Raw genomic sequence first — 26,869 nt, 5'->3', positions numbered from 1 at the left:
AAACAATCACTCGCAAAGCTTCAGTCCACGGCTGATCCAGTCCTGTGGAACGGGCGCTTTGTAAGTCCCGTCCTCGTTAGTAGCGATAAATGGTCGGGGGTCAGGATAGCCACCGATGCTTAGAGCTGGGCCGTTCAATCCATACGCAGGGCCATCGGGCTTATACTGAATGATGACCATGGGACGCCCCGTAGGATCATGGCGGAGGCACTTTATCGTCGCTTCGTTGAACCGGAAATAAGGCCAAGCTGATCCATACTCACTGGCTGTTACATGAATGCTGTTTGCATCATTGGACTGTGTGGTTCGCGTATAGCCGCCGGGAGTTCTTGCGGGTAACAACTGAGCCACTGTGCTAAATGCCGCTATCCCTGCGAAGCCACAAAGCCAAAGCGTCGCAATCTTCTGATAACTCCAGCGGGGAGACATTTTTGGCTTCTCATTCGTGTTCATAGTTGGACTCTCTTTAAGCTGGATCAGCCCGTTACATCATGAATGCGGTTCTGTTTGAGTAACAATCGATGCTTGCAACCCGGACAGGTGATTGCCCCCGGTGGGTTTGCTATGATTTTCACAAGTGTATCGCAGTGCGGACACGTTCCCTGCCGGTAAAAATTTGGAACGCCTTTAAAGGTGAGAAAAAGCATAAGGACATTCGCGCCAAGAAATATCGCAAGGCCCAAGTAGATCAGAGGTCCGAGTGCCGCAGTGACTATAAGTATGACGATGCTTGCCAGATAAGGCATACATCCAGCGCTGCCACGCCCGCCCGAGACGCCAATGGTTCCACTGCTGGGAAACTTATTGGGTTGGCCGCCATCTGCTACTTCATCGCTTGTCTCGACGCATGCAAACTCTTGAGCAGCACTGACATCATTTTCTCGTTCGGCCATGTCAATCATCCATTCCTTATTACGTTCAGGGCTTAACCTTGATCATCCTGATCGTACCGGGGGCTTGCGGTCTTTCGACCTCTTTAAAGCCGTAGTTCGGAGCGATGATGAGCGTGTTGGGCGCGATGAAGCCAAAACATGCGTCGAGCGGATGCGTGTCGGTGGCATTAATTGTCACAAGGCCACAATAAAGCGTCCGACCCTTCGCATCGCGGCGGTCACCAATAAACTTGCGGCCTGCTGAAAAGACATACTGGTTCCACGCATGGTCGCGCACAACGGTAGCGCGGGTGAACTCAATCGCATCATACCCCGCTGACGTGGGCTGGATTGGATTGATCGATACGCAGGCTGATAAGGACAGAGCCGCCACTGCCATCGACAGACCGTGCATTGCTTTTCTGGCACCGCCAGCTGCTGCTGCGGTTTTGCTGAAACTAGTTTCTTGTCTCATGGAATGCCCCACATAATGCCCGAAATTGACCGGCCCCGACTCATCGCTATGAGTTCCAGTCTCGATAAATCCGTAACTCATTTGCGGTAAGTTGCAAGTGTTTTACCGATTTCATCAAATTTGCAATTAATGTCACTGCTTCAAGCGTGGCCGCATGCCTACACCCTTGGGAATGGAGTGTGGCGCATGGATCATCTGAGAAAGAGGTTTGGCCGTTTGCTGGCCGTTCATCGGCGTAGCGCGGGGTTGACTCAAAGTCAGCTTGCCGAGCGTGCCGAAATCAGTGTCGATATGGTCACGAAGATTGAGACCGGCACTTCGGGTGCTCGTTTTCCGGTAATCGAGAAACTCGCTCGCGCATTGAATACCGACCCGGCGGAATTCTTCACACCAGACCTACCCACGAAAGGGCGGACCAATCCCGTCTTGATGGAAATGAAAGTGCTGTTGGCCGGACTAGATGAGAAAGACCTGCTTTGGGTGAAGTCGATCATCGACGCCGCGCTCAATCAGAAGAAATAGCTAGCGCAGCTCGTTTTTCTATAACAGCCGATATATTGCAGCATCCGTGAATAGGTCCGTGTCGCGGATATAGCGCGACAAGCTGCTTTCAGTGTGATGCCCTGTTGTTTGTCTGATTTTGTATGTTGAGGCCCCCGCCTGTGCTGCCGATGTCGCGAAGCCTGCGCGAAGGGAATGGCCTGAGAATGGCTTCGGGTCATATCCCGCATCTGCAATCCGTGTCTTGACAACAAGGCTGACTGCTTCTCCTGAGGCGCGCCGATTGAGCATATGACCGTGCTTGTTGACGCAGACGAAAACGGGGCCGGATGATCTGCCGATCAAGTCTAGCCAAGCTTTCAAGGCCGTCACGGGGCAGTGTCGTGTTCTGCCCAAGGGTACGGCAATCATGCGGCCATGTCCTTCCTGATCCGTTTTTGATCGACGTAGGTTTACCATCATGCCTCGGGGTATGAATTCGATATCATCTACATCAAGCGAAGCCAGCTCTGATCGGCGCATAGCTGTCGCAAAGCCCAACAACAATAGAGCACGATCCCGGACATCTTTCGGGCGCTGGTCACCTAGCTTATCAAGCATGGCAAAAAGATCATCACGCAGAATAGCCGCTGCCTGTCGCTGCTTGGTTCCAAATGATCGACGGATACCGCGCATGGTCGACCTGACAAGTTCAGCTTTACAAGGATCATCATAACCCCGTGTACGATGTGCCTTTGCCAACGATGCCAATCTTCGCTCGATAGTAGCGACCGCGAAATGCCCCGCCATATCTGCAATATAAGTTGCTAAGCCAGAAGGTGGAGCCGGGATAGTGCGTCCAGTAGCTTCAAAATGCGCTAAATCTGCCCGGTAGCTTCGTTTTGTATTCTCGGAAAGGGAATGTGAGAGGAGATCGAGAACAGCCTCTGGCGGCTGAAAACTATGCTCGTCTGATTTGCAATTAATTGCAATCCAATTACGGAAATCAACAGATTTGCAATTAATGTCAAACTTATCGCTTTGCGAAGTGGCTTCCGTATCATGCATCGATACGCGCTCCTTTGCTGCTTCTGCGCTGTAAGCACTGAGCACGAAGGTCATTCAAATGTTCGATATTGGCGCTAACAGCTTCACCAAGCTCTTCAATGCCCTCAATCGGGAAACCGACATGAAGAAAGTCGGCTTCACGTCCAAGACGTTCAAGTTCTACTGATCCCTGCCATATGAAATGGGGACGCACTGGAATGGCATCGACATAGAAAGCCGCCATTGCCGCGGCATCACGAGCGCGAAAATCAGGTGTCCATTTGCTTAGCACATTGGCGACTTGCGCATTCTCAGCCGCCAGCCGACCGATTGCAGCTTTACCTGCGTATGTGTGCTTATCGTAAGCGTAAGCTGGTACGCCGCGAATTGCTGGCGATGGCGGAGCAGTAAAGTCCTTAACTCGTGGAGCGGATGAATTGCCGGGTGAATACGCTGCCGCCCACAACACGGGTAGCATGATCGATATGGGGTGGCGGGTTCGCTCACATGCATAAGAAACGTCAGATAGAAACTCTTCTGGCACCCCCGCATGCGCGAAGCCCGACAGCAATGCTGGCAGGTTGCCGGTTCCGACCCTGCTTTCACCAGACCAGTTCAAACCTGAAGCAAACCATGCTGCAATGGCGCGAGTTACAATCGGCTGGGACGGATCAACAGAAAGCGCGATACGTTCTTCTATCGTCTGCCTACCGACCAGACAGTGTTGCTGCTCGAAGCCCGTATGTGAATAGGTTGCTGAGACGAGGTAATCAGAGCAGCGGCATTTGGGGGCAAGGGCGAGCGTTTCGATCAAACGGGCCAGTGTCCCGATCACATCGCCTTTCGGCTGCCCACGGGTCATTTTGGCGATTTGAATAGCTAGTGAGAGTGCTGAGGGTGATGCGATGCCAATATCCTCCACCGTGATCAGCAACAAGCGAGACCAGATTGCCGCTCCGCGCAACTGATGTAGTCGCAAACCAGCCGAAACTGCTAACTCGACGTCGCTACGGCGTATGGCCTTTTGTAACAAGCTGGAACAGACCCACGGATCAAGCCCACTAACAACATCCCATGCGCTCTCGCTGTAAATTCTGGCTTCCGCAGCATGGGGGCTGTGTACGTTTATTGTCATCACGAATTTCCTTGAGTTTAGGTTCAAGGAAAACGTTAGCTTTGAGCGTGCTAAAGCCAATGAATATTACGGTTTTTTGAGAAGAAAGACGAAATGGACAAACGTTCAAAATGCCATGTGTTCCATTAAGACTTCTGTGTCTCAAAGAATGTCCAAATCTAAGCTCGGGACACTTGTCTGTATTGATGCAAGCGGTGTTAAGCCAACGACCAAAGGTATACGTAACCCGATCTGTTCACTAACCCTTTTCGCTCCTTGTTAAAGGCAAACCCACGTCTGGTTAGGCCTCTGATCGCTCGAATTACATCGTGGTTTTCAAACTCTCCCTCACGACCGCATGATCGCTCTGCGAGCTCGCTTGTCGTCAAACTTGAATTCTGTTGCAGCGCTTCAAGGACTAGCCGCTGGATACGCCCCTGAGGTTTTGCCATGACTTCAATTTCAGTTTTCTTTGACATTGTTCCGCACCCTCACTGTTTGCCAAATCAACCCAACACTGCGACGGGGATCATTCGCCGTAAGATACAATTCCGGAGCAGTCTTTTCTGAAAACTGCCCCGTCTTAAAAGCATCCGAATGAGTCGCTGTCATCAAGTGGTATGGCTGGTGGTGCAGACTATGAGCTGGGAAGCCTTATGCGCTTGCGGCTCAGTCTCCCGGCAACTTCCCGGTGAACTTCATGCCCTCAAGGACATTTTCCCAATTTGACCAGATCGCTTCAGGATCCCACCAAGGAGCAGCACTCTGTTTTATATGCTTGCGGAAGTCAGCTCTTTTTTCGTCAGATAGCAACGCCAACGCATTGCCTAACTGCCTGATCTGCACGCTATCGCAAAACATTTGCCACTGCCCCTTCTGGGGAAGGCTTTTGGCACTAGGAGGTGGCGTGCTCGGTAGATTTTCCAACAATGTTAATTTGGCAAACGGGTTCTCTAGTTTGATGAGCTCTGCAACGTTCAACGGTGGCAGTTTAGATAACCGCCTTTCAACTCGCACTCCCTGCTTGCCTTCATCCGATTGCTTCTTTGCCTTCCGTTTAGCGCCACGATCATAAACGATCGTCTGATTACCAGCTTTCTTTCCGAAGACGATCGTTTGCAAACTGCCGCCCATGCTCCAAGTCCGAGAACTGATCGCCTGATGTGAAAGAAGGAGGAAGTTTTCCATCGACACGTCGGGAATATCTATGCTGACATCAATACGCGTGACTTTGCCGTGCTTACGCACATATCCCCAGCCGCCATCAATTAAACCGCCGAGAACGATGTTCAGTTCATCCATGCCATCGGCCCCAAGATCGACAGGAACGAATTCCAGTCTGAACCGTTCAATAAGCTTTTGTTCTTTAACGTAACGGAACTGTATCAGGGGATAGTGTTTGAGCTGAGTAGCCGTCTGGAGCACGATCCGCTTGGCGAACTGATACACGCCTTTTGGTTTCGGTCCGTCGGAAAAATAGAGCTTCTGATCAAGATCGGTGATTAACTCTTGATACATCGCGTGGCCCCGTTCTTTGTCAGGAGTCACGACAATGCTTATCTTATCAATAAATGGTATGGGATATTTTAGGCTGTTTATACCAGTAGTAGCTGCCTGTTGATGAATATTGATTTCAGGCTTTTCCGGGTGGGTTTCTGTCTTGTTAGAACCCGTGCCCGTCTTTTTTTTGGGAATGATTATCGCCACGTCAACCGTTGCCCACCTAAAGTTTGCCTTAGCCTAAATTGGCTTATTGTAAGAAATCGCCAACTCACATTTCGCTGGAACAGTTAGATCAATTACTTAACAACATCTGATCGATGGTGCCATAACTAACCTTACATATTCCCTCATGAACGCGCTTTAGGCGTGCCTTCGTCCCATATCGTAGGTGGCTGTCGGTTTTCGCAGCGTTGTCGGTGTGCCCTGTTAGCTGTCGACTAACGTCCTCTGCAACTTCAGCCTCTCTCATCGCGTCGGCAAAATTATGTCGGAAGCTGTGAAATGAATTTTTCTTAGTTTTTATCTTTATTATCCCGGTGTAACGGCTCCAGAATTTTGAAAAATTAGCGGAATAATAGTTGTCAGCACTCGGCTTTATGTCGTCGAATATGCGTTTCCGCTTATTTTTGCGTCTCTCAGCTACGTAGGATAATAGCCCTAGAGAAATGAGAATAGGGTGGACCGGTACACGCCTTATTGAAGGAAGCGTTTTGACAGTTTTATCGTCATCTTCATCCAAACATACATCAAAATAGGCAATGCCCTCCTCGGATTTAAAATCGTCTACCCGAAGCTGGACTATTTCACCAAGTCGCATGCCTGAGTAAAGTCCGACCAATGGTATCCAGTATTTGTCATCATAGATCATAAGGGTGCCGGGCAAATTTCTCCGTCCCGGAGATTTACATCCAGCATAAAGCGGAGAATTCAAAATATTGAGCAACTCTTCATCTGTATAAGGGAGCCTCTCTTCGATTGCTGTTTCTTTAGGCGCACCCATCATTTTAATTTTTGCGCCTGGAACGTCGCTAATGAGTTCTTCGTCTTTCGCCCAGTTAAAAAATGAACGGATCATAGTGAAATATTTATCGGTAGTTTTAAAAGAGAGGGTAGCGCTATTCTGATTGTCTTTAATAACTTCTTCGAGCGATTTGCCATTTGAGCTTCTAGCCTTGAAGGCGTTTGCAGGCATGCGCATCAAGGTATCTCGTACCTTGCGCATGTCCTCCGTCTTAATTGTCGCCATTAAAGCGTTTTCGCCTATTATATCCCGCATTAGATATAAACAGCGTTTTTGGTCTGCTTTCGTCTTCCTAGCCCAAACACTAGCTTTCAAATCCATGTATTTATCAATCGCTGAGCCAAGATTGTTTGCGAATGCACTCTGACTATCACTCCACTCTGGTAAAGCGTTTGGTTGTATATTTTTGAATACAGCATCGTCAGGCGCACCGTTGTATGATGAACCCGACAAGTGTTGTACCAAATATTCATTTTGTAAGATCATAGCTCTTGCGACGAGCTGTTTTGTATACGTCAGTGCATCGTCAACGAGGTTGTCGCCGCCAACCTTTCCCAGTATCTCTTTTGCATCAATTTCGACAATCTGATCATATTTGCGTTTTGCAAGCATCGTACGCAACACAGCGATGCGTTCGACGGACCCCTGTATTTCGAATTCAAGATCAATATTATTATCACTCGGAAGATCAATGCTTAATTCTAGCGCTTTGTTCAGACGTTCTTGAAAATAGGCTTGAGCGACGAGATGAATGCGATCAAGCGGTATCTGCGCCATGTTTTTTTCCCCAAAGAACCAATCGAATGCGTTACATAATGATCTGCACCGAATATTCGCTATCATGCGATCCGTAGTTTGCAAGGAGAACTTGAGTTCAGTGCGCAAGAAAGCTAATCGCCACTTGATCGGGATAGCGGCGCGAAAATAGAAGGTATCGTTTCGCTTCTGGAGCCGATGCGAATTTTTACGAGTCATAGAACCCCACTGTACCAGTAGAATGTACCAGTGCCGTGGACGACAAAATCAACCAATGATATTCTTTAGTATTTTCAGTGTGTTAACTGAAAGATGGCGGAGAGGGTGGGATTCGAACCCACGGTGGAGTTACCCCCACGCCGCATTTCGAGTGCGGTACTTTCGACCACTCAGCCACCTCTCCGCATGGTGCACTACGGTAGAACGATTTATAAAAACCGTGCCGTTGGTAAGCATCTAAAGCGAATGCTAAGTGTGTAGCGGCTCAATAACGGGCCAAATGCAATTAGACAAGACCTAATTTGCATAAGAGTGCGAAAATTCTTGACTTTTCCGCTGTCTCACACCTATAAGCACCAGACTTTAAGCGCAGATCTATCCGCGCCTATTGTTTTGATTGGAGATTTTCGGTTTACCGGGCTCTGATCTGGAGGCTGAAAAGCTTTCAAAATCAACCGACTGATAAAAAGACGGCCCGTGCCCAGGGCGCTCGCGTTCAAAGGGCATGAGAGCTGGACCGAACGACCCGAAAGGAAAACAAATGTTCGCAGTCATTAAGACTGGTGGCAAGCAGTACCGCGTTGCCGCAAACGACCTGATCAAGGTTGAAAAGGTTGCTGGTGAAGCCGGCGACATCGTAGAATTTGCAGAAGTTCTGATGGTTGGTTCGACCATTGGCGCGCCAGTTGTTGCAGGCGCTCTCGTAACGGCAGAAGTCGTTGAACAGGGCCGTGCACGCAAGGTTATCGCGTTTAAGAAGCGTCGTCGTCAGAACTCGAAGCGCACCCGCGGTCATCGTCAGGAACTGACGACAATCCGCATCTCGGAGATCCTCACCGACGGCGCGAAGCCTTCCAAGAAGGCCGCTGAGAAGAAGGCTCCAAAGGCAGACGCCGCTGAAGGCGAAGTCGCAAAGCCAAAGAAGGCAGCGCCTAAGAAGGCTGCAGCCAAGGCCGATTCGGCTGAGTAAGTAGAAGAGATTAAAGGAGAAATCCAATGGCACACAAAAAAGCTGGTGGTTCGTCGCGTAACGGTCGCGATTCAGAGTCGAAGCGCCTTGGCGTGAAGAAGTTCGGTGGCGAAGCTGTCGTTTCGGGCAACATCATCGTGCGCCAGCGCGGCACCAAGTGGCATCCGGGCGCCAATGTTGGCCTCGGTAAAGACCATACCATTTTTGCTACCACCAATGGTTCCGTTGCTTTCCGCACGAAAGCCAACGGTCGTACTTACGTGTCGGTCACCCCGATCGCGGAAGCAGCAGAGTAAGCCGGACCTCTATAAAGTACCGGCGTCCCATGGACCCGGTACATATGGCGACCTGCCAGAAGATCAAAGGGAAGATGGGACAACCATCTTCCCTTTTTTTCGTCTGGAGGACAGAACAATGGTCGTCGAAGTTTTAGAAGAAGATTATTACGAGAGCTGTAGTGAGCGGGAGGCCAGCTATGCTGATCTCTCGCCGGGATTAGCAGATCAGTTGAATTGCCCCGTTCTTGTGACTGACAGGCTGGTTCTGCGCCCGCCGCATGTCGAAGACGTGGATGCAATTTCCTATCTTGCCAATAATGCCCGCGTCTCCACTATGCTCGCCCGTATGCCTCATCCATACACTCGCGAAAATGCCGTGGACTTTGTCGAGCGCGTGCGAAAAGGCGAGATGGGAAATTGCATTTACGCAATTACCCAAGCTGAAACCGGTATTTTTATGGGCTGTTGTGGCATCCATCCGCACAGCCACAGCGAAGGTCTGGAGATTGGCTATTGGCTGGGCGAGCCCTATTGGGGGCATGGTTTTGCTACGGAAGCTGCCCACGCATTGATTGATCTGGCCTTTCGCGCCACGCCAATCGAGCGGTTGCATGTTTCCTGCCACGCCAGCAATGGCGGTTCGCGCAAGGTGATCCATAAGTGCGGTTTTCAGTTCAGCAGTATGGGTATGGCGGATTCACTTGCTGCCGGAAATGTTCCCGTCGAGCGCTATGTTCTCGATCGGCGGACATGGATCGGCCTGAGAAGCTGGCAGTCATAATCATAATGAATGGCCCTGCGTTTAGAGCGCATCCCGAAAAGTGTGAAACGGTTTTCGGATAAGATACGCGTTAAAATAAATAGTTAGAGCGCAGGGCCGATAATCATCGGGGAATATAATGAACGATATTTACGCAATCACCCGCCAAAGGGTTGAGGTTCGGGCACTGGATAAGGGCGACTTGCACCGGTTTCGTGCGATACGCCTTTCGGCTTTGCAGCTTGCGCCGCAAGCCTTTGGTTCGACCTTTGAAGAAGAAAACGCTTATTCCGAGAGCGTGTTCGCACGTCGTCTAGAGCAGATAAATGGTAACGTCATTTTTGGTGCGTTTGATGGTGAGAACCTGATGGGCATCGCCGGCATGTTTCGGCATGAGCGCAAGTCGGAGCGGCATCGTGGCACTTTGGTGAGTGTCTATGTTGCGCCCGAAGCGCGTGGACTGCATCTTGGCAAGGCACTTGTTCAGCGTGTTATCGAACATGCAGCAAAGCATGTGGTGATATTGGATGCGAAGGTTTTGGCAACAAATGAGCCCGCCAAGCGCATTTATGACGAACTCGGCTTCAGATCCTATGGTGTTGAGTTAAAGTCACTCTACGTGCAAGGGCAGTATCTGGATCAGGAACTGCTTTACATCGATTTCAGTGATCCAGCATGGAAACTGAATTTAAGCTGAAAACCTATGAGTTCTGCTGTTTGCAGGACGCGGGTTTTGCTGTAATTGCAAATCGGATTGCGCGAGACTTTGCGCAATCCCAAAGTTTAAGACGCGCTCCGATACAAATACGGTGCGTCACAAGAGGTAAGTTCAATGAAGTTTCTCGATCAGGCCAAGATTTACATTCGCTCCGGCGCGGGCGGTGCGGGCGCTGTTTCGTTCCGGCGCGAGAAATTTCTTGAATTTGGTGGCCCTGATGGCGGCGATGGTGGTCGCGGTGGTGACGTTTGGGTTGAGGCCGTTGACGGTCTTAACACGCTGATCGATTATCGTTACCAGCAGCATTTCAAGGCTCAGATCGGCATGCACGGTATGGGGCGCAATATGACCGGCGGCAAGGGCAATGATGTTGTTCTCAAGGTGCCAGTAGGAACGCAGATTTTTGAAGAAGATAATGAAACACTGATTTGCGACATTACTGAACTCGGCCAGCGTTATCGTCTGGCGAAGGGCGGCAATGGCGGGTTTGGCAATCTGCATTTCACAACGTCGAGAAACCGCGCGCCGCGTCATGCCAATCCCGGTCAGGATGGAATTGAGCGCACAATCTGGCTGCGTCTGAAACTGATTGCTGATGCAGGTCTTGTTGGATTGCCGAATGCGGGCAAGTCCACATTCCTCGCAAGTGTCACAGCTGCAAAGCCGAAGATTGCCGATTACCCGTTCACCACATTGCATCCGAACCTTGGCGTTTCGCGCGTCGATGGCCGCGAGTTCGTGATCGCGGATATTCCGGGGCTGATTGAAGGTGCAAGCGAAGGCGTAGGCCTTGGTGATCGCTTCCTCGGCCATGTCGAGCGTACGCGTGTGCTGTTGCATCTGGTTTCTGCACAGGAAGACGATGTGGCGAAAGCTTACACAGTTATTCGTGGCGAGCTTGAAGCCTATGAACATGGCCTGTCTGAAAAGACGGAAATCGTAGCCTTGTCGCAAATCGATACGATTGATCCTGAGACGCGTAAGGAAAAGATTAAGGCGCTTAAAAAGGCATGTGGGCGCGATCCGATGCTGCTTTCCGCGGTCAGCCATGAAGGCTTGAACGATGTTTTGCGCCAGCTTGCGAGCGTGATTGATAAAAGCCGTGCAGCGGAAGCTGGAACAGCCGAAGAAGAATAACAGTAGGGTTTTATTTAATCGCGCATATTTTCCGAAAACCGCTTCACACTTTTCGGGATGCGCTTGATAATGCGGCGCAGGAACTGAAAACATGTTAAAACAACTCAAAGACTATCGCCGCATTGTTATCAAAATTGGATCTGCGCTTCTCGTGGATCGTTCAACCGGTCTCAAGCAGAGCTGGCTTGAAAGCCTTGGACAGGACATCGCAAACCTTTCGCGCGCCGGTGTTGAAGTGTTGGTTGTATCATCCGGCGCTATCGCATTGGGGCGCACGGTGCTTGGACTGCCGAAGAAATCGCTCAAGCTTGAGGAAAGTCAGGCTGCGGCTGCTGCCGGTCAGATTGCACTCGCAAAAGCTTACGCCGATGTGTTGGGCGGTCATGGCGTGAAGTCGGGTCAGATTTTGCTCACGCTGGATGATACAGAAGAGCGTCGTCGCTATCTCAATGCACGCGCAACAATCGAGACATTGCTGAAGCTCGGTGCGGTCCCGATCATCAATGAGAATGATACGGTTGCGACCACTGAAATTCGCTATGGCGATAATGATCGTCTGGCAGCACGCGTAGCCACTATGATGGGCGCTGATCTTCTCATTTTGCTGTCCGACATTGACGGGCTTTACACGGCGCCGCCACATAAAGACCCGAACGCACAGTTTTTGCCTCTTGTGACGGCAATTACCCCACAGATTGAAGCTATGGCGGGTGTGGCTGCTTCCGAGCTTTCGCGTGGTGGTATGAAGACCAAGCTTGATGCAGGCAAGATTGCCAATGCAGCTGGTACGGCCATGATCATTACTTCTGGTACGCGTATGGCACCACTTTCAGCGATTGACCGCGGTGAGCGTGCGACTTTGTTTGAGCCATCCAATGCGCCGGTCAATGCATGGAAAACATGGATTTCCGGCAATCTGGAACCCGCTGGTCGTTTGACAGTTGATGCTGGTGCTGCCAAGGCGCTTAAATCTGGCAAGTCGCTGTTATCTGCCGGTGTCAAAGACATCGAAGGTCAGTTCGAGCGCGGTGACACGGTTGCCGTTCTTAACGAAGATGGTCGTGAAATTGCACGCGGTTTGATCGCTTATGATGCGGAAGATGCGCGCAAAATTGCTGGTCATAAAAGCGATGAGATCAGTGAAATTCTTGGATATGATGCACGTAGCGCGATGATCCATCGAAATGATCTTGTTGTGCGCACGGCCAGTAATGCAGAAGTTATATAAGAGGGAAGAGATGTTGAACAAAGTGGATGCCGGTACTGATATCGCGGCCATTATGGCTGAGGTTGGTCGTAAAGCCAGACAGGCAGCGGCTCCGCTTTCCATTGCTTCGCCTCAACAGAAAAACCAAGCCTTGCTTGCTGCTGCAGATAGCATTCTGGCAAGCAAAGATGCAATCCTTGAAGCCAATAAGCTTGACCTTGCCAATGCTGCGCAAAGTGGCATGGCGGCTTCGTTTGTGGATCGCCTGACGCTGGATGATAGTCGTATTCAGGCTATCGCCGATGGTATTCGTGCGATAGCTGCTTTGCCTGATCCGGTTGGCGAAGTGATTGCCGAATGGGATCGCCCAAATGGTCTGCACATTGAGCGCGTGCGCACGCCGCTTGGTGTGATTGGCGTCATCTATGAAAGCCGCCCCAATGTAACGGCGGACGCTGGTGCGCTTTGCCTCAAGGCTGGTAATGCGGTTATTCTGCGCGGCGGTTCTGATTCCGCGCATTCCTCGGCAGCCATTCACAAGGCGCTTGTTGCAGGATTGGAAGTGGGCAATTTGCCTGCGGATGCCATCCAGATCGTGCCTGTGACAGATCGTGCAGCGGTTGGTGAGATGCTCAAAGGACTGAATGGTGCGATTGATGTGATCGTACCACGCGGCGGCAAAAGCCTCGTCGCGCGCGTGCAGTCTGAAGCGCGTGTGCCGGTTTTTGCGCATCTCGAAGGCATCTGCCATCTCTATATCGATAAGTCTGCCGATCTTGATATGGCGCGTGCGATTGCGCTCAATTCCAAGATGCGCCGCACTGGAATTTGTGGTTCTGCCGAAACGTTGTTGGTTGATCGTGCAGTGGCGAACACTCATCTTGTGCCGATTTTGCAAGATTTGGCTGCCAAGGGCTGTGAAATTCGCGCAAGCCAAGAGGTGTTGGCACTTTATCCCGATGCTGTGCCTGCAACGGAACAAGACTGGTCGACTGAATATCTCGACGCGATTATATCCGTGAAGCTGGTTGACGGCGTTTCAGATGCAATTGCGCATATTGGGCAATATTCATCGCATCATACCGAAGCGGTTATTGCGGAAGATGCAGAGGTTGTGGCGCGTTTTTTCAACGAGATTGACTCGGCTATTCTTTTGCACAACGCCTCGACCCAATTTGCAGACGGTGGCGAGTTTGGCATGGGTGCGGAAATCGGCATTGCCACTGGAAAAATGCACGCACGGGGCCCGGTCGGTGTCGAACAGCTGACATCGTTCAAATATAGAGTTCGCGGCAATGGTCAGGTTCGGGGCTGATGAAATTCGGCTTCGGGCTATCCGCTTTAAAAGCCGCCTATCCAGATGTTGACGCGCATTATCTGCGTATGCCTCATGTTGAGAGGGGCATGACAGTCGGCTTGTTTGGCGGCTCGTTCAACCCTCCACATGGGGGACATGCGCTGGTTGCCGAAATCGCTATCCGGCGGTTGAAGCTCGATCAGCTCTGGTGGATGGTGACACCCGGTAATCCGTTAAAGGATACGCGCGAACTGGCATTACTTGCAGAGCGTTTAAAGCTGAGCGAAGATATATCGACCGACCCGCGCATCAAGGTGACGGCACTCGAAGCGGCTTTCCATACGCGCTACACTGCCGATACTTTGGCCCTGATACAAAAAGCCAATCCGGGCGTGCATTTCGTCTGGGTGATGGGAGCGGACAATCTTGCATCGTTCCATCACTGGCAGCGCTGGCGCGAAATTGCAAAGAATTTTCCTATTGCCGTGATTGATCGCCCGGGCTCAACGCTTGCCTATTTGTCGTCACGGATGGCGCAGACGTTCTCTGCCAGTCGCATTGACGAGCATTATGCGCCATTGCTGGCACGTCGCGCGCCTCCGGCATGGACCTTTATCCATGGGCCGCGCTCGACGCTGTCATCAAGCGCGCTTCGCAAGCAGAAATCAAAAAAGTGAATGGGTGCTATTAGCGTATCCCGAAAAGTGTGAAGCGGTTTTCGGAAAAGATGCGCGGCAAAAAGGATTAAACTCTTGAAAGAATGCAGGGACTCTGCCTATCTTATGCATGTACGGTGCTTATAACTGCCGTATTGCGTTGTTCTTGCTGAAAGGAAATACACTGAGAACAGCAATTGAGAAGAAGGCTCACCACGCGCCTTCATCGGTCGGGATGAACGAAACCACTTTCGTGTCCCAGGCCTTCGATGCGGCTTTGGCCAGTCTCGAAAACTCCAAAGCAGAATCCATCACTCCTATCGACATTCGCTCACGATCTTCGATCGGTGATTTTATGATCATCGCGTCGGGTCGTTCGCATCGCCATGTTTCGGCTGTCGCGGATCATCTTTTGCAGGCGCTTCGTGAGATGGGCTGCAAAGACATTCGGGTCGAAGGGCTCGAAGCTGGTGATTGGGTTCTTATCGATACAGGCGATATTGTCGTCCATATTTTCCGTCCGGAAATCCGTGATTTCTACAATCTGGAAAAGATCTGGATCGACAATGACCTCGAAGACAAACGTGCATCGGGAACTGTGCACTAATCCAGTCTGAGTGAGGGCGCTATGCGTGTGAGTGTGTTTGCCGTGGGCCGGATGAAAGCCGGCCCCGAGCGGGAGCTGGTCGAGCGCTATTTTGACCGCTTTTCCAAGTCTGGACCGCCACTTGGTCTTGAGTTCGCCGGTGTGAGCGAAATCCCAGAAAGCCGTGGACAGACGGCAGAATTACGCAAGACCGAAGAGGCACAGCGCATCAATGAGGCACTGGATAATGGTGCCGCGTTGATTTTGCTCGATGAGCGCGGGAAAACGCTTGGATCGGAAGATTTTGCCGAGCGGATTGGGCGTATGCGCGACGATGGCAAGCGTCAGTTGATTGTCGCCATTGGCGGTCCGGATGGACACGATCCGGCATTGCGCTCGCGTGCTGATCTGGTTTTAGCTCTGGGTGCTTTAACGTGGCCGCATCAGATTGCCCGCATTTTGGTTGCTGAGCAATTATATCGGGCCGCAACAATTCTTGCAGGGCATCCGTATCACCGATCCTAATTCTTTCATGTTCTTCTCATAATCGATGCAACGGGTCGGGTTTCATAACTGCCTCGTGCATCATTTGAAGAATTACATGTCGCTTTCATCGACGAACACAACGTCGCCGCAGATTGCATTCGTAACCGATCGCGGCTTTCTCAAACCCACGCTCGTTGCAATGTGGGGCATGCTGCGTCACTTAACGCAGCCCGGTATCGTGCATTTCTGGGGCGACGGTCTTGAAGAGCAGGATTGGAAGGCGGTGCATCGCGTGGCAGCCACAAATCCTGCCGTGACAGTCAATTGCTTGCGTTTGACTGCCAATGATCTGGAAGGCGCCAAGGGGCCAACCTCGCATATTTCGGCGGCATCGATGGGTCGGCTGCACATACCGTCGCGTATTTCTGGCCGCGTTCTCTACATTGATGGCGACACGCAAGTGGTGGGTGATGTCTCGCCTCTTTTTGCGCTTGATCTTAACGGTTGTCCGGTTGGTGCGGTGCGCGATAGTGTCGTGGCGAAATGGTCGGCTCGCAGTCTCAAGGTCCGCGAAAAGTCGATGCCGCGTGTGCGCGAATTACAGACATTGATGCAGCAAAGCGATATCTCGCGCTATTTCAATTCAGGTATTCTTTTGTTGGATACCGATGCCATTCGTGCAGAACCCGAACTGCATCAGGCCATGCATGATTTGGCCCGCGCGTCGGCCTGTCCTTTGGGTGATCAGGACCATCTCAACAATGTTTTTCGCGGTCGGGTGCATCTGCTCAACCCGGCCTACAATTCGTCATGGAGCCAAGTGGCGCGGCAGCGGCGACATATTGCTCGACTTGGCGGCGATGCTGAGGAAAGCAGAGTTAGCCCTGAAATTATCGTCCATTTTCACGGTCCTGAAAAACCATGGAAGCGGCCACGACATGATCTTTGGAGGCATCGCGCCCGCGCAGTTTGGCGTTATCGTCGCGAGATGCATGAATACGCGCAGGGCTATCCCGATCTTTTGCCGTAATATTACGCGCTTGCTATCTATGGCTAACAATTCCTTAATGCTCTCGGGCTAGTTTTGGCCTTGTTTCTTTCAGATATAGCGCGCCATGAATTCTGTTTGCTCTTTCTCAAAGCTGCCTTTGCTTGCTCTTTTGCGGGCCGGCTTTGCTGCGACTGCGCTTTTGGCAGGTGCGTCTCAGGCCTATGCGCAACAGGCTATTCAGCAGCAGCGCGATCAGGCGGCAAGCGAATATGAGCAGCTAACCACCGAATTGTCGGTGACAGGCGACAAGCTCAAACAGCTTGAAGGCGAGGTGGCGAACCTCAAAAAAGATCAGGCGACGATTACGGCGGCACTTATTCAGTCGGCAAAGACCGATAAGAAGTTGCAGCAGGATATTGCTGATAGTGCCGATAAGCTTGAATCTCTGCGCGAGCAGGAAGATGGCATTCGCACGTCTTTGCGTGCGCGACGCGGGGTTCTGGCTGAGGTTTTGGCTGCCTTGCAGCGTATGGGGCTGAACCCGCCACCGGCGATCCTTGTACGCCCAGATGATGCGCTCGCATCGGTGCGTAGTGCGGTACTGCTGGGTGCTGTCGTACCGGAAATGCGTGGTCAGGTCGAAGAGCTGACGGATGATCTTGCCGATATGCAGCGTGTGACTGCTTCCATAGCACAGGAGCAGGAGAGGCTCAAAGAAACGCGCACGCAACAGGCAGAAGAGCAGAAGCGTCAATCACTTCTTCTTGAAGAAAAGAAGAAGTTGCAGTCACAATCCGAGCAGGAAATTGAAGCCCAGCGCAAGCGCTCTGAAGAGCTTGCAGATCGGGCAGGCAGCCTGAAAGAGCTGATTGATGGGCTGGATAAGCAAATGGCGGGCGTGCGTGATGCCGCTGATGCAGCGCGTAAGGCCGAAGCGGAACGTCTTGCAAAAGCACAGGAAAAAGCCGGAGAATCAACGCCTGATGCGAACCGTCTTCATGCGCAGATTGACTTTGCATCGTTACAGGGAAGGCTGGCACTGCCTGCCACTGGAAAGACGATCAAGCATTTTGCGGAGAAGGATGGTGTCGGCGGCAACATGATGGGGCAGGTGGTTGAAACCTTGCCCGCTGCCACGATTACGTCACCTTCCGATGGCGTTGTATTATATGCAGGAACATTCAGATCTTATGGACAGCTCTTGATCCTCGATGCGGGCAATGGATATCATATTGTCATGGCTGGCATGGGTCGAATCGACGTTGCTCAGGGTCAGTTCGTTTTGGCGGGTGAGCCTGTTGGCGCGATGGGAGAAAAACTTCTCGCAAGTGTTGCACCAATTGAGGTGGGCAATGGCGCTCCATTGCTCTACATTGAGTTTCGAAAAGATGGAAAACCCGTTGATCCGGCCCCATGGTGGTCCGAGCGGCTTTCTGGAAGGACACAAAATGATACGTAAACTGTCGCTGCTGTTCGCCGGAGCCCTGTTGGGCGCGTCAGCCATGGTGATGGTTCAGGGCGCGCCTGCTTCCACTGCTTTTGCAGCAGCGGGAAAAGACAGCGATGTCTATAAGGACCTGGCTCTTTTCGGTGATATTTTTGAGCGTGTGCGCCAGCAATATGTGACGCCGCCCGATGATAAGAAGCTGACGGAAAGTGCGATCAACGGCATGTTGACCTCGCTTGATCCGCACTCTTCTTACCTTAACCCGGAAGCCGCGCAGGATATGCGCGTGCAGACCAAGGGTGAGTTTGGCGGTCTTGGCATTGAAGTCACGATGGACAACGATCTTGTAAAGGTCATTGCACCGATTGACGACACGCCTGCGTCAAAAGCTGGTGTCCTTGCGGGCGATCTGATTAGCAAGATTGACGGCACGGAAGTGCGTGGTCTGAGCCTCAGCGACGCAGTGGAAAAGATGCGCGGTGAAGTTGGTTCTCCGATTGAACTGACCCTTATTCGCGAAGGCGCGGAAAAGCCGATTACGCTCAAGATTGATCGCGCTGTGATCAAGGTCAAGGCCGTTCGTTCGCGTGTTGAGAATGACGTTGGCTATCTGCGTGTGATTTCGTTTACGGAACAGACTTCTGACGATCTGCGTAAGGCAATCAAGGATATTCAGGAAAAGATTCCAGGCGATAAGCTCAAGGGCTATGTACTTGATCTTCGTCTGAATCCGGGTGGTTTGCTTGATCAGGCTGTCGCCGTTTCGGACACTTTCCTCGACAAGGGTGAAATTGTTTCGACCCGTGGTCGCGATCCGCAGGACGTAACCCGTTTTGATGCACGCAAGGGCGATCTTGTTGATGGCAAGCCGGTGATCGTGCTGATCAATGGCGGTTCGGCCAGTGCGTCTGAAATTGTTGCTGGTGCATTGCAGGATCATCGCCGTGCGACGGTGCTTGGCACGCAGTCCTTCGGCAAAGGCTCCGTTCAGACGATTATCCCGCTTGGCGAAAATGGATCGCTGCGTCTGACGACCGCGCTTTATTACACGCCATCGGGCAAGTCGATTCAGGGTAAGGGTATAACGCCGGACATCAAAGTTGAGCAGCCGCTGCCACCAGAAATGTTGGGTCAGGATGTCGTTCGTGGTGAGTCCGAGCTTAAGGGTCATATCAAGGGCAATGCTGAAGACGATCAGGGATCGGGATCGGCTGCCTATGTACCGCTTGAAGCCAAGGATGACGTGCAGCTCAATGAAGCATTGAAGCTCCTGCGTGGTGAAGTCGCCAATGCGTCATTCCCACCAGACCCTAAGAAAGCCGTTTTGAACTAACTGGTTTTCGATGTGACAATTATAGACGCGGGAGTTCAGGCTTCCGCGTTTTCTTTTTGTCGCACGTCAATAACATTGAAACACTACAAACTGCCGCATAAGACTTATTCAAACACCCGCATACGGAGATACCATGTCGAAGCACAAAGGCCTTGTCGATCCTGAAAGCCTACCCTATCGCCCCTGCGTTGGGCTGATGGTACTCAATAAGGCTGGTCTCGTCTGGGCGGGTCGCCGCATTGTCATTCCGGGTGATGAAATGGATGGTGCAACACAGCTTTGGCAGATGCCCCAGGGCGGTATCGACAAGGGCGAAGATCCAGCAGTTGCCTCGTTGCGTGAGCTCTATGAAGAAACCGGCATGAAGTCTGTCACTTTGCTTGAAGAAGCACCGAACTGGATCAATTATGATCTGCCCCCGCATCTCGTCGGACAGGCGCTTAAAGGCAAATATCGTGGCCAAACCCAAAAGTGGTTTGCCTATCGCTTTGAAGGTGATGAGAGCGAAATCGCGATCAACCCGCCGCCCGGTGGACACACGGCTGAGTTTGAGGAATGGGCATGGAAGCCTATGCAGGAATTGCCTGAGCTGATCGTGCCTTTCAAGCGCAAGGTCTATGAAGAGGTCGTGAGCGCTTTCCGGCATCTCGCACCATAATTTGTAAGCCCTCTTGTTTGCTAAGCCGACTCATTGTCAACTCGCCACAGGCGCGTCGGAGATGTGCTGTGATAGGGAGAGATGCTTATGGATGGTATGAGTCTTCTTGTATTTCTGTTCGTTGGTCTGATTGCGGGCTGGCTGGCTGGCAAAGTCGTGCAGGGCGGTGGCTTTGGCCTCATCGGCAATATTATTGTCGGTGTGATTGGGGCCTTCTTTGCAGGATGGTTGTTGCCGCGTCTCGGCTTTTCGGTGGGCGGAGGTGTGATCGCTTCCATCGTCAATGCGTTTATCGGTGCAGCAATCCTTTTGATTATTCTGCGTATCGTCAAACGCGTCTGACGAAATTTTGCCCGGTTGTAACAATCGGGCGACTTTCTTTTAAAGCTTGGAAAAATGACACCGAATTCAAAGCTGTCGCTTGGTTTGGCTTTAACGGCTGCCGCTGGTTTTGTTGATGGAATAGCCTTTCTGGAATTGGGAGGCTTTTTTGCTTCTTTTATGAGTGGCAACACGACACAGCTTGGTCTCGCCATCGCCAGACAGCCGGATATTATGGGCCGGATAATTGTCTGGCTTCCGGTCGCGCTGGTCGGCCTGTTCTTTGCTGGCGCCCTTTTCGGTACGCTTGCCGTCCGCGCTTATGGCCGAAATGGTAGCATCGCCGTCATGGCAATCGTGGCGCTGACACTCGTTCTGGTCTGCGTCTTGCGCCATTTTGGACTGGATTTGATCCATCCGGTGTTGATGCTTGCGGCTGCGATGGGCGCACAAAATGCCGCCGTACAACCGATTGGTTCTGCGCGTTTGGGCGTTACGTATGTAACCGGAACATTGTTTAATTCAGCTGCAGACCTTGCTGGGTATATACGCGGAGAGGTTCCGCGCTGGCGCTGGTTGCAACATTTTTCCGTCTGGCTTTCACTGATGATCGGAGCGGTTTGTGGCGGCTTGGGGCATTATTTTATCGGACTGTATGCGCTCTATATTCCGGTCGTGATTATCGCTGCCGTCATGGCGATTTACGCGCGTATTGGTTAGCTAAACAGCGATTTCTCGTTCTCGACCAGCTCTGAAATCAGCGCTGAAACTGCCGTGACACGCCGCAAGGTGCGTGCGGATTCGTGATAAGTCAGCCAATAGGCGCGCCGGATTGTGCGATCTGTAAACAGCGGTACAAGATCGGGATCAGCCCTCGCAATAAACGCGTGAAGAATGCCAATACCAGCACCTGCTCGAACCGCTTCCACCTGACCAAGCGCACTGGAAACCTCAAAATCGGGCTTCCAGTCGCGGCTTATTTCTGGGGCATAGGCCAGTGATGGGTTGACCACAAGATCTTCGACATAGCCAATTAGCCTGTGATTACTCAGCTCTTCCGTGTTTTGCGGTGTGCCGTGTTCTTCAAGATAGCTGCGATGCGCATATAGGCCGAGTGTATAATCCACGAGCCTGCGGGCAATCAGCCGTCCCTGTTCAGGGCGTTCTACGGTAATGGCGATATCCGCCTCGCGCCGCGACAGCGAAAACGAGCGGGGGACGGGAACCAGCTGTATGGTCAGGTCAGGATATTGTTGTGTGAGACGTGCAAGCCGGGGTGTGAGAAAATTTACACCGAAGCCATCGGGTGCGCCGATGCGTACTGTGCCGGAAACGGCCACATCGGCGTTGCCGATATTTGAACGTGCGGACAGCATCTCTGCTTCCATACGTTCAGCAGCAAGCAGAAATTCCTCGCCCGCATGGGTAAGTGTCGAACCGTTTGTGCGGCGCGTCAAAAGCGTGGTCGACAGAGCCGCTTCAAGTGCAGTCAGACGACGCGCAACGGTGGTGTGGTTGATGCCAAGTCGTTTTGCAGCTCCGAGAATCTGCCCAGAGCGTGCAACAGCCAGAAATATCCGAATATCATCCCAGTTCATGGCATTCTCTGCTCATATGAGTTTTCGGAAACCGTACTATAAAAAATGCACAACGGATACGCTTTTCAGTGCCTTGCAATAACGAATTTGCAGAGTCAGGATGGGCTACAAGAAGACGGCTTTTGACGCCGCCTTAAGGAACAACATAAGGGAGGCGTTTTGATGCGCACTGTAGGACATTTTATCGGCGGCAAGCATGTTGCCGGAAAAAGCGGCCGTACGGCTGATATTTTTCAGCCTCTTGATGGCACAGTTCAGGGTACGGTGGCTCTCGCCACAAAAGATGAAGTCCGTGCAGCGGTCGAAAATGCAAAGGCAGCGCAGCCAGCATGGGCTGCAACCAATCCGCAGCGCCGCGTTCGCATTCTGCGCAAATTCCTTGAACTGGTTGAAGCTGAATATGACAGCCTTGCAGAGCTGCTGGCCCGCGAGCACGGAAAGACGATCGCTGACGCCAAGGGCGACATTCAGCGCGGTCTGGAAGTGGTGGAAGTCTGCCTCGGTTCCGCTCATATGCTCAAGGGCGAATTCACCGACAATGCAGGTACGGGCATCGACACCTATTCGATGCGTCAACCGCTCGGTGTTGTTGCTGGTATAACGCCGTTCAATTTCCCTGCCATGATCCCGCTTTGGAAGGCTGGCCCGGCGATTGCCTGCGGCAATGCCTTCGTATTGAAGCCATCCGAACGCGATCCTGGCGTGCCAATGCGTCTGGCCGAACTGTTCATGGAAGCCGGTCTTCCAGCTGGCATTTTCAACGTCGTTAACGGCGACAAGGATGCGGTCGACGCGCTGCTCGACGATAAGGATGTGCAGGCAATCGGCTTCGTCGGTTCGACACCAATTGCACAATATATCTATGGTCGCGGTTGCTCGAACGGCAAGCGCGTCCAGTGTTTCGGTGGTGCCAAGAACCACATGCTGATCATGCCCGATGCCGATATGGATCAGACCGTGGATGCGCTGATCGGTGCTGGTTACGGTTCGGCTGGCGAACGCTGCATGGCGATTTCGGTTGCTGTCCCTGTTGGTGAAGATACTGCAAACCGTCTGATGGAAAAGCTGATTCCAAGGGTTGAATCTCTGAAGATTGGCCCTTCGACTGATAATTCAGCCGATTATGGCCCGGTTGTCACCAAGGCCGCTCTCGACCGCATTCGTGGGTATGTCGATCTCGGTGTTGAGGAAGGCGCAAAGCTTGTCGTTGATGGCCGTGGGTTCAAGATGCAGGGTTATGAAAACGGCTTCTATATGGGTGGCTGTCTGTTTGATCATGTGACATCCGACATGCGCATCTATAAGGAAGAAATCTTCGGCCCCGTTCTCTCGGTAGTTCGCGCCAAGACCTATGAAGAGGCGCTCGCTCTGCCAAACGAACATGAATACGGCAATGGCGTTGCTATCTTCACCCGTGATGGCGATGCAGCACGCGATTTCGCAAGCCGCGTTCAGGTCGGCATGGTTGGTATCAATGTGCCAATCCCGGTTCCGATTGCTTACTACACGTTTGGCGGCTGGAAAGCTTCGGGCTTCGGTGATCTCAACCAGCACGGTCCGGATGCATTCCGCTTCTACACCAAGACCAAGACTGTTACCTCGCGTTGGCCGTCTGGCGTTAAGGATGGTGCAGAATTCGTCATCCCAACGATGAAGTAACCTCCTTTTCATGAGGTTGCGCGTTCCCGAAAGCAGTGCGCGCCACCTTACTTCTTCCTCCAAGTGAGAGACCTCGCACATGGTACCCCCGCCATAGGCGAGGTTTTCTTTATGTAATCTTTGCGATGAAACAGGTGCACTTTTCCTCAGTGCACACTAGATTACGTCTTATTGAGAATATCAGGAGACGGATTTATGAGCGGAAAAATCAATCAGCAGATCGTCCTTGCATCACGCCCGGATGGAAAGCCAAGTGCCGAGAATTTTCGTCTTGATGAAGCTGCAATCCCTGAGCCCGGTGAAGGCGAGGTTCTGCTTAAAATCCGCTATCTGTCGCTTGATCCCTATATGCGCGGGCGCATGAGTGCAGCCAAATCCTATGCTGCTCCGACTGAGATTGGTGCTCCAATGGAGGGGGGTACAGTTGGCGAAGTTGTAAAAAGCAACAGTGCGGGCTTTCTTCCGGGTGACTTTGTTCTCTCGTATTCAGGCTGGCAGAGCTTTGCGGTTGCTGATGCATCGACGCTGCGCAAGCTTGATCCGAAGCAGGCCCCGGTTACAACTGCACTTGGCGTCATGGGGATGCCGGGCTTCACCGCTTATTCAGGACTTCTGACAATCGGTCAGCCCAAAGATGGTGAAACTGTTGTCGTTGCAGCAGCAACCGGTCCAGTTGGCTCTGCTGTTGGCCAGATTGCCAAGCTTAAAGGTGCACGAGCGGTCGGAATTGCCGGAGGTCCAGACAAATGCAAAGCACTGATTGATGAATTTGGCTTCGATGAAGCACTTGATCATCGCAGTGAGAATTTTGCTCAGGAGCTGGCGCTGGCTTGTCCCAAAGGCATTGATGTCTACTTTGAAAATGTCGGCGGTAAGGTTTTCGATGCGGTTCTGCCACTTCTCAATCCGTTTGCACGTGTTCCGGTGTGCGGTCTGATTGCGCAATATAATCAGAAGGGCGCTTTCGATGGACCGGATCGGATGCCGATGCTGATGCGTGATATTCTGACCAAGAGCCTGACAATTCGTGGTTTCATCCAGCGTGATTTTGCAGATCAGGCGCAGGCTTTTCAGCACGATATGGCGAAATGGATTGCCGATGGTCATGTTCGCTACCGCGAAGACATTGTAGAGGGGCTTGAAAACGCGCCAAAAGCTTTCATTTCAATGCTCGAAGGCGGCAATTTCGGCAAGCTCATCGTGAAACTGACATAAGCAGACAATATTCTGCTTGCAGAACTGCCGTTCGGGCATAATGCTGTATCGTCTAATCCGGAGCACGAGTCTTTCTTGAAGGCAGGCAGAATATGGGAGAACGCCATCAGGCGGGCATAGGCGAGGGCGGAAATCCGGGACGCGAGCGTCAGGATGAGGCTGAGCGTATTCTTGAGCGTCTGGCGCGCGAGCAAACAGGCCCGCAAGCGATGGTTCGGCGTGGGCTTTCTCGTACCAGCAAACATCTCTCTGCCGATGATGCGCCCGAAAACGATCCTATCGAACTCTGGGCCACGCGCGTCGGGCGCTGGCTTGGTCTCATCATCACGCTGGCGATTATCGTCTGGCTGATTTCCTATCTCATGCAAAGCCAGGTTTAACATGACGCTTTCTGCGCCTTCGGACGCGACAACCGTTATTGTCATCTCAAGCCATGTCGTGCGCGGTTCCGTTGGAAATCGTGCCGCTGTTTTCGCTCTGGAAACACTCGGTTTCCCAGTTTGGGCTGTGCCGACCGTGGTATTGCCATGGCATCCGGGCCATGGTCCTGCAGGGCGCATTGTGCCACCTCCACAAGAGTTTGCGACACTGATGCAGGATCTTGAGCGCGCACCTTGGCTCGGTGAAGTGGGCGCAATTCTCACCGGCTATCTTGGCCATCCTGAACAGGCAGCAGCCGTGGCGGGGCTGGTTAAAAAGGTGAAAGAGCACAATCCCAAAGCGCTTTACCTTTGCGATCCGGTGATTGGTGATCAGAAGGGGCTTTACGTGCCGGAAGCGACAGCGATCGGTATTCGTGATCATCTGATGCCGCTTGCCGATATTGCAACACCCAATCGCTTTGAGCTTTCCTGGCTGACGGGTGTTGAGCTTGAAGACAACAAGGCATTGATGGAAGCAGCCCTTGATACAGGACCAGCAACGATGCTGGTAACATCGGCTTTTCCGTTGATGACTGGAAGCATCGGTAATATTTTGCTGACGCCGACCTCAGCACTTATGGCGGAGCATCGTTGCGTTGACGGGCCGACCAATGGTCTTGGCGATCTTACCGCTGCTGTGTTCCTAGCGCGAAGACTTGCGGGCTTCTCGGAGGAAAAATCTCTTCAAAGCACTACGGCTGCCGTCTTTGAAATCATGGCGCGTTCGGCAAAGCGTGGGGCTGATGAGTTGATGCTGGAAGCCGATGCATCGAGTTTGGCCAAGCCTATGGCCATGGTGCAGACAAGACGGCTGGTTCATCCGACCAAAGGCTTGCGTGCATAATGCATTTATAAGCGGCAACGGGTCGCAAGGATTATGGCCCGATGTTTTTTGATTGCTCTGCGTTTTCGATAGGGATAATGGAAAGTCATGGCTGATATTCCAGATACACTCCTCGCCGGTTACCAAACCTTTATGAGCGAGCATTTCGCGTCTGAAACGGCACGTTATAAGGAACTCGCTGAAAAAGGTCAGGCACCACAAACACTGGTGATTGCCTGCTGCGATTCCCGCGCCGCTCCAGAAACAATTTTCAATACCGCTCCCGGTGAGATTTTCGTTCTTCGTAACGTTGCAAATCTCATCCCGCCTTATGAGCCGGATGGCGAATTTCATGCGGCTTCGGCGGCACTGGAGTTTGCTGTGCAGAGCCTTAAGGTGAAGAATATCGTCGTCATGGGCCATGGCCGATGCGGTGGTATCAAGGCGGCTCTTGATACACAATTTGCGCCGCTTTCGCCGGGTGATTTCATCGGCAAGTGGATGAGCCTGATTGCGCCGGCCGCAGAAACGGTCAATGGCAATAGTCTAATGACGCCAACTGAGCGTCAAACGGCGCTTGAGCGTATTTCGATCCGCTATTCGCTCAACAATCTGCGCACATTTCCATGCGTCGATATTCTTGAGAAGAAGGGTAAGCTCACCCTTTTTGGCGCATGGTTCGATATTTCGACCGGCGAACTTTGGGTGATGGATCAACAAACCGGAGACTTCAAAAGGCCGGAAGTTTCAGTGGAAAATGCACCGGAAACACCAGCGTAAGACGAAAAAAAGCCCCGAAAATCGGGGCTTTTCTCTGTTT

30 protein-coding genes, 1 tRNA gene and 1 pseudogene are annotated in these 26,869 nt (G+C 52.0%); 22 read left to right on the top strand and 10 right to left on the bottom strand.

All coding sequences use genetic code 11. From position 1 onward, the window contains the following. Positions 1-6 precede the first annotated feature (6 nt). Genes U2P60_RS08265 through U2P60_RS08255 form a run of 3 tightly spaced genes read right to left on the bottom strand, consistent with a single transcriptional unit; the run spans position 7 to position 1,347 of the window. On the bottom strand, positions 7-453 hold the full coding sequence (locus U2P60_RS08265; protein WP_413572175.1) for a hypothetical protein: 447 nt from the start codon (positions 451-453) through the stop codon (positions 7-9). 23 nt (positions 454-476) lie between these two features. Next, the gene (locus U2P60_RS08260) at positions 477-893 is read right to left on the bottom strand and encodes a hypothetical protein (protein ID WP_413572174.1); all 417 of its coding nucleotides are present in this window, start codon (positions 891-893) and stop codon (positions 477-479) included. 25 nt (positions 894-918) lie between these two features. Continuing rightward, positions 919-1,347: a hypothetical protein gene (locus U2P60_RS08255; protein ID WP_413572173.1), complete on the bottom strand. Its 429-nt coding sequence runs from the start codon at positions 1,345-1,347 to the stop codon at positions 919-921. Between the two features lie 186 nt (positions 1,348-1,533). Between U2P60_RS08255 and U2P60_RS08250 the strand changes: the two genes are divergently transcribed. Continuing rightward, positions 1,534-1,869, top strand: a complete 336-nt coding sequence (locus U2P60_RS08250; protein ID WP_413572172.1) for a helix-turn-helix domain-containing protein — start codon at positions 1,534-1,536, stop codon at positions 1,867-1,869. Positions 1,870-1,887: 18 nt separating this feature from the next. Here U2P60_RS08250 and U2P60_RS08245 read toward each other — a convergent pair whose 3' ends face one another. The 6 genes and pseudogenes from U2P60_RS08245 to U2P60_RS08220 form a co-directional block, all read right to left on the bottom strand. After that, complete coding sequence (locus U2P60_RS08245; RefSeq protein WP_413572171.1) at positions 1,888-2,895, bottom strand: site-specific integrase; 1,008 nt, start codon at positions 2,893-2,895, stop codon at positions 1,888-1,890. Continuing rightward, entirely contained in the window at positions 2,888-4,009 is a 1,122-nt protein-coding gene (locus U2P60_RS08240; RefSeq protein WP_413572170.1) for a hypothetical protein, read from the bottom strand. Before U2P60_RS08240 ends, U2P60_RS08245 begins: the two co-directional genes overlap by 8 nt. Positions 4,010-4,657: 648 nt before the next feature. Beyond that, positions 4,658-5,695: a hypothetical protein gene (locus U2P60_RS08235; protein ID WP_413572169.1), complete on the bottom strand. Its 1,038-nt coding sequence runs from the start codon at positions 5,693-5,695 to the stop codon at positions 4,658-4,660. 88 nt (positions 5,696-5,783) lie between these two features. Next, complete coding sequence (locus tag U2P60_RS08230; protein WP_413573721.1) at positions 5,784-7,289, bottom strand: site-specific integrase; 1,506 nt, start codon at positions 7,287-7,289, stop codon at positions 5,784-5,786. A gap of 24 nt (positions 7,290-7,313) precedes the next feature. Beyond that, positions 7,314-7,487, bottom strand: a pseudogene (locus U2P60_RS08225) (DUF6538 domain-containing protein); the annotation flags it as partial. A gap of 94 nt (positions 7,488-7,581) precedes the next feature. Next, a tRNA-Ser gene (locus U2P60_RS08220) sits at positions 7,582-7,671 on the bottom strand. Between the two features lie 357 nt (positions 7,672-8,028). Here U2P60_RS08220 and rplU point away from each other — a divergent pair. The 16 genes from rplU (at position 8,029) to U2P60_RS08140 (ending at position 21,052) form a co-directional block, all read left to right on the top strand. Beyond that, positions 8,029-8,457 carry a 50S ribosomal protein L21 gene (gene rplU, locus U2P60_RS08215; RefSeq protein WP_250041315.1) on the top strand — a complete coding sequence of 143 codons (429 nt, stop codon included), beginning with the start codon at positions 8,029-8,031 and terminating at the stop codon, positions 8,455-8,457. Between the two features lie 26 nt (positions 8,458-8,483). Further along, complete coding sequence (rpmA, locus tag U2P60_RS08210) at positions 8,484-8,753, top strand: 50S ribosomal protein L27 (RefSeq protein WP_250041313.1); 270 nt, start codon at positions 8,484-8,486, stop codon at positions 8,751-8,753. A gap of 118 nt (positions 8,754-8,871) precedes the next feature. Continuing rightward, the gene (locus U2P60_RS08205) at positions 8,872-9,516 is read left to right on the top strand and encodes a GNAT family N-acetyltransferase (RefSeq protein ID WP_413572168.1); all 645 of its coding nucleotides are present in this window, start codon (positions 8,872-8,874) and stop codon (positions 9,514-9,516) included. 118 nt (positions 9,517-9,634) lie between these two features. After that, the gene (locus tag U2P60_RS08200; protein ID WP_413572167.1) at positions 9,635-10,192 is read left to right on the top strand and encodes an N-acetyltransferase family protein; all 558 of its coding nucleotides are present in this window, start codon (positions 9,635-9,637) and stop codon (positions 10,190-10,192) included. A 135-nt stretch (positions 10,193-10,327) separates the two neighbouring features. Continuing rightward, on the top strand, positions 10,328-11,350 hold the full coding sequence (gene obgE, locus U2P60_RS08195) for a GTPase ObgE (RefSeq protein WP_413572166.1): 1,023 nt from the start codon (positions 10,328-10,330) through the stop codon (positions 11,348-11,350). Positions 11,351-11,441: 91 nt separating this feature from the next. Continuing rightward, positions 11,442-12,578 (top strand): glutamate 5-kinase, encoded by a 1,137-nt coding sequence (proB, locus tag U2P60_RS08190; protein WP_413572165.1) that lies wholly within the window; start codon positions 11,442-11,444, stop codon positions 12,576-12,578. 10 nt (positions 12,579-12,588) lie between these two features. Beyond that, positions 12,589-13,872, top strand: coding sequence for a glutamate-5-semialdehyde dehydrogenase (locus U2P60_RS08185; protein ID WP_413572164.1), 1,284 nt, complete (start codon positions 12,589-12,591; stop codon positions 13,870-13,872). Next, on the top strand, positions 13,872-14,531 hold the full coding sequence (locus U2P60_RS08180; RefSeq protein ID WP_413572163.1) for a nicotinate-nucleotide adenylyltransferase: 660 nt from the start codon (positions 13,872-13,874) through the stop codon (positions 14,529-14,531). The genes U2P60_RS08185 and U2P60_RS08180 overlap by 1 nt, the downstream gene beginning before the upstream one ends. A 214-nt stretch (positions 14,532-14,745) precedes the next feature. After that, entirely contained in the window at positions 14,746-15,117 is a 372-nt protein-coding gene (gene rsfS, locus U2P60_RS08175; protein WP_313828557.1) for a ribosome silencing factor, read from the top strand. A gap of 21 nt (positions 15,118-15,138) precedes the next feature. Further along, positions 15,139-15,621 (top strand): 23S rRNA (pseudouridine(1915)-N(3))-methyltransferase RlmH, encoded by a 483-nt coding sequence (gene rlmH, locus U2P60_RS08170; protein ID WP_313827284.1) that lies wholly within the window; start codon positions 15,139-15,141, stop codon positions 15,619-15,621. 76 nt (positions 15,622-15,697) lie between these two features. Continuing rightward, positions 15,698-16,612: a glycosyltransferase family 8 protein gene (locus U2P60_RS08165; protein ID WP_413572161.1), complete on the top strand. Its 915-nt coding sequence runs from the start codon at positions 15,698-15,700 to the stop codon at positions 16,610-16,612. An 85-nt stretch (positions 16,613-16,697) separates the two neighbouring features. After that, positions 16,698-18,032, top strand: a complete 1,335-nt coding sequence (locus U2P60_RS08160; RefSeq protein ID WP_413572160.1) for a murein hydrolase activator EnvC family protein — start codon at positions 16,698-16,700, stop codon at positions 18,030-18,032. Continuing rightward, positions 18,022-19,353 carry a S41 family peptidase gene (locus U2P60_RS08155; RefSeq protein ID WP_250041288.1) on the top strand — a complete coding sequence of 444 codons (1,332 nt, stop codon included), beginning with the start codon at positions 18,022-18,024 and terminating at the stop codon, positions 19,351-19,353. Before U2P60_RS08160 ends, U2P60_RS08155 begins: the two co-directional genes overlap by 11 nt. Positions 19,354-19,486: 133 nt before the next feature. Next, on the top strand, positions 19,487-20,011 hold the full coding sequence (locus tag U2P60_RS08150) for an RNA pyrophosphohydrolase (protein ID WP_413572159.1): 525 nt from the start codon (positions 19,487-19,489) through the stop codon (positions 20,009-20,011). Between the two features lie 87 nt (positions 20,012-20,098). After that, positions 20,099-20,353 (top strand): GlsB/YeaQ/YmgE family stress response membrane protein, encoded by a 255-nt coding sequence (locus U2P60_RS08145; RefSeq protein WP_250041285.1) that lies wholly within the window; start codon positions 20,099-20,101, stop codon positions 20,351-20,353. A 54-nt stretch (positions 20,354-20,407) separates the two neighbouring features. Continuing rightward, positions 20,408-21,052, top strand: a complete 645-nt coding sequence (locus U2P60_RS08140; protein WP_313827279.1) for a YoaK family protein — start codon at positions 20,408-20,410, stop codon at positions 21,050-21,052. Here U2P60_RS08140 and U2P60_RS08135 read toward each other — a convergent pair. Continuing rightward, positions 21,049-21,930, bottom strand: coding sequence for a LysR family transcriptional regulator (locus tag U2P60_RS08135; protein ID WP_313827278.1), 882 nt, complete (start codon positions 21,928-21,930; stop codon positions 21,049-21,051). The two genes, U2P60_RS08140 and U2P60_RS08135, sit on opposite strands and share 4 nt — an antisense overlap. Before the next feature lie 162 nt (positions 21,931-22,092). Here U2P60_RS08135 and U2P60_RS08130 point away from each other — a divergent pair, with 162 nt between their 5' ends. The 5 genes from U2P60_RS08130 to U2P60_RS08110 all read left to right on the top strand — a co-directional run bounded on the left by U2P60_RS08130 (position 22,093) and on the right by U2P60_RS08110 (position 26,829). Then, entirely contained in the window at positions 22,093-23,589 is a 1,497-nt protein-coding gene (locus U2P60_RS08130; RefSeq protein ID WP_313827277.1) for a CoA-acylating methylmalonate-semialdehyde dehydrogenase, read from the top strand. A 195-nt stretch (positions 23,590-23,784) separates the two neighbouring features. Continuing rightward, positions 23,785-24,804 carry an NADP-dependent oxidoreductase gene (locus tag U2P60_RS08125; protein ID WP_413572158.1) on the top strand — a complete coding sequence of 340 codons (1,020 nt, stop codon included), beginning with the start codon at positions 23,785-23,787 and terminating at the stop codon, positions 24,802-24,804. Between the two features lie 92 nt (positions 24,805-24,896). Further along, positions 24,897-25,184 (top strand): hypothetical protein, encoded by a 288-nt coding sequence (locus U2P60_RS08120; RefSeq protein ID WP_313827275.1) that lies wholly within the window; start codon positions 24,897-24,899, stop codon positions 25,182-25,184. A gap of 1 nt (position 25,185) precedes the next feature. Then, positions 25,186-26,070 (top strand): pyridoxal kinase PdxY, encoded by an 885-nt coding sequence (gene pdxY / locus U2P60_RS08115; protein ID WP_413572157.1) that lies wholly within the window; start codon positions 25,186-25,188, stop codon positions 26,068-26,070. Between the two features lie 87 nt (positions 26,071-26,157). Beyond that, a complete protein-coding gene (locus U2P60_RS08110) occupies positions 26,158-26,829 on the top strand; it encodes a carbonic anhydrase (RefSeq protein ID WP_313827272.1) in 672 nt (223 codons plus the stop codon). The last annotated feature ends 40 nt before the right edge of the window (positions 26,830-26,869 follow it).

This window comes from Brucella sp. H1_1004 (assembly GCF_047308065.1).
Lineage (GTDB): Bacteria > Pseudomonadota > Alphaproteobacteria > Rhizobiales > Rhizobiaceae > Brucella > Brucella pseudogrignonensis_B.
The sequence above is the reverse complement of the archived record's forward strand: the minus strand, read 5'-3'. Positions and strand labels throughout refer to the sequence as shown.

Bases quoted from the DNA above. Each gene is read 5' to 3' on its own strand.
- U2P60_RS08265 (WP_413572175.1), bottom strand. From the start codon at position 453: ATGAACACGAATGAGAAGCCAAAAATGTCTCCCCGCTGGAGTTATCAG.
- U2P60_RS08260 (WP_413572174.1), bottom strand. From the start codon at position 893: ATGGCCGAACGAGAAAATGATGTCAGTGCTGCTCAAGAGTTTGCATGC.
- U2P60_RS08255 (WP_413572173.1), bottom strand. From the start codon at position 1,347: ATGAGACAAGAAACTAGTTTCAGCAAAACCGCAGCAGCAGCTGGCGGT.
- U2P60_RS08250 (WP_413572172.1), top strand. From the start codon at position 1,534: ATGGATCATCTGAGAAAGAGGTTTGGCCGTTTGCTGGCCGTTCATCGG.
- U2P60_RS08245 (WP_413572171.1), bottom strand. From the start codon at position 2,895: ATGCATGATACGGAAGCCACTTCGCAAAGCGATAAGTTTGACATTAAT.
- U2P60_RS08240 (WP_413572170.1), bottom strand. From the start codon at position 4,009: ATGACAATAAACGTACACAGCCCCCATGCTGCGGAAGCCAGAATTTAC.
- U2P60_RS08230 (WP_413573721.1), bottom strand. From the start codon at position 7,289: ATGGCGCAGATACCGCTTGATCGCATTCATCTCGTCGCTCAAGCCTAT.
- rplU (WP_250041315.1), top strand. From the start codon at position 8,029: ATGTTCGCAGTCATTAAGACTGGTGGCAAGCAGTACCGCGTTGCCGCA.
- rpmA (WP_250041313.1), top strand. From the start codon at position 8,484: ATGGCACACAAAAAAGCTGGTGGTTCGTCGCGTAACGGTCGCGATTCA.
- U2P60_RS08205 (WP_413572168.1), top strand. From the start codon at position 8,872: ATGGTCGTCGAAGTTTTAGAAGAAGATTATTACGAGAGCTGTAGTGAG.
- U2P60_RS08200 (WP_413572167.1), top strand. From the start codon at position 9,635: ATGAACGATATTTACGCAATCACCCGCCAAAGGGTTGAGGTTCGGGCA.
- obgE (WP_413572166.1), top strand. From the start codon at position 10,328: ATGAAGTTTCTCGATCAGGCCAAGATTTACATTCGCTCCGGCGCGGGC.
- proB (WP_413572165.1), top strand. From the start codon at position 11,442: ATGTTAAAACAACTCAAAGACTATCGCCGCATTGTTATCAAAATTGGA.
- U2P60_RS08185 (WP_413572164.1), top strand. From the start codon at position 12,589: ATGTTGAACAAAGTGGATGCCGGTACTGATATCGCGGCCATTATGGCT.
- U2P60_RS08180 (WP_413572163.1), top strand. From the start codon at position 13,872: ATGAAATTCGGCTTCGGGCTATCCGCTTTAAAAGCCGCCTATCCAGAT.
- rsfS (WP_313828557.1), top strand. From the start codon at position 14,746: ATGAACGAAACCACTTTCGTGTCCCAGGCCTTCGATGCGGCTTTGGCC.
- rlmH (WP_313827284.1), top strand. From the start codon at position 15,139: ATGCGTGTGAGTGTGTTTGCCGTGGGCCGGATGAAAGCCGGCCCCGAG.
- U2P60_RS08165 (WP_413572161.1), top strand. From the start codon at position 15,698: ATGTCGCTTTCATCGACGAACACAACGTCGCCGCAGATTGCATTCGTA.
- U2P60_RS08160 (WP_413572160.1), top strand. From the start codon at position 16,698: ATGAATTCTGTTTGCTCTTTCTCAAAGCTGCCTTTGCTTGCTCTTTTG.
- U2P60_RS08155 (WP_250041288.1), top strand. From the start codon at position 18,022: ATGATACGTAAACTGTCGCTGCTGTTCGCCGGAGCCCTGTTGGGCGCG.
- U2P60_RS08150 (WP_413572159.1), top strand. From the start codon at position 19,487: ATGTCGAAGCACAAAGGCCTTGTCGATCCTGAAAGCCTACCCTATCGC.
- U2P60_RS08145 (WP_250041285.1), top strand. From the start codon at position 20,099: ATGGATGGTATGAGTCTTCTTGTATTTCTGTTCGTTGGTCTGATTGCG.
- U2P60_RS08140 (WP_313827279.1), top strand. From the start codon at position 20,408: ATGACACCGAATTCAAAGCTGTCGCTTGGTTTGGCTTTAACGGCTGCC.
- U2P60_RS08135 (WP_313827278.1), bottom strand. From the start codon at position 21,930: ATGAACTGGGATGATATTCGGATATTTCTGGCTGTTGCACGCTCTGGG.
- U2P60_RS08130 (WP_313827277.1), top strand. From the start codon at position 22,093: ATGCGCACTGTAGGACATTTTATCGGCGGCAAGCATGTTGCCGGAAAA.
- U2P60_RS08125 (WP_413572158.1), top strand. From the start codon at position 23,785: ATGAGCGGAAAAATCAATCAGCAGATCGTCCTTGCATCACGCCCGGAT.
- U2P60_RS08120 (WP_313827275.1), top strand. From the start codon at position 24,897: ATGGGAGAACGCCATCAGGCGGGCATAGGCGAGGGCGGAAATCCGGGA.
- pdxY (WP_413572157.1), top strand. From the start codon at position 25,186: ATGACGCTTTCTGCGCCTTCGGACGCGACAACCGTTATTGTCATCTCA.
- U2P60_RS08110 (WP_313827272.1), top strand. From the start codon at position 26,158: ATGGCTGATATTCCAGATACACTCCTCGCCGGTTACCAAACCTTTATG.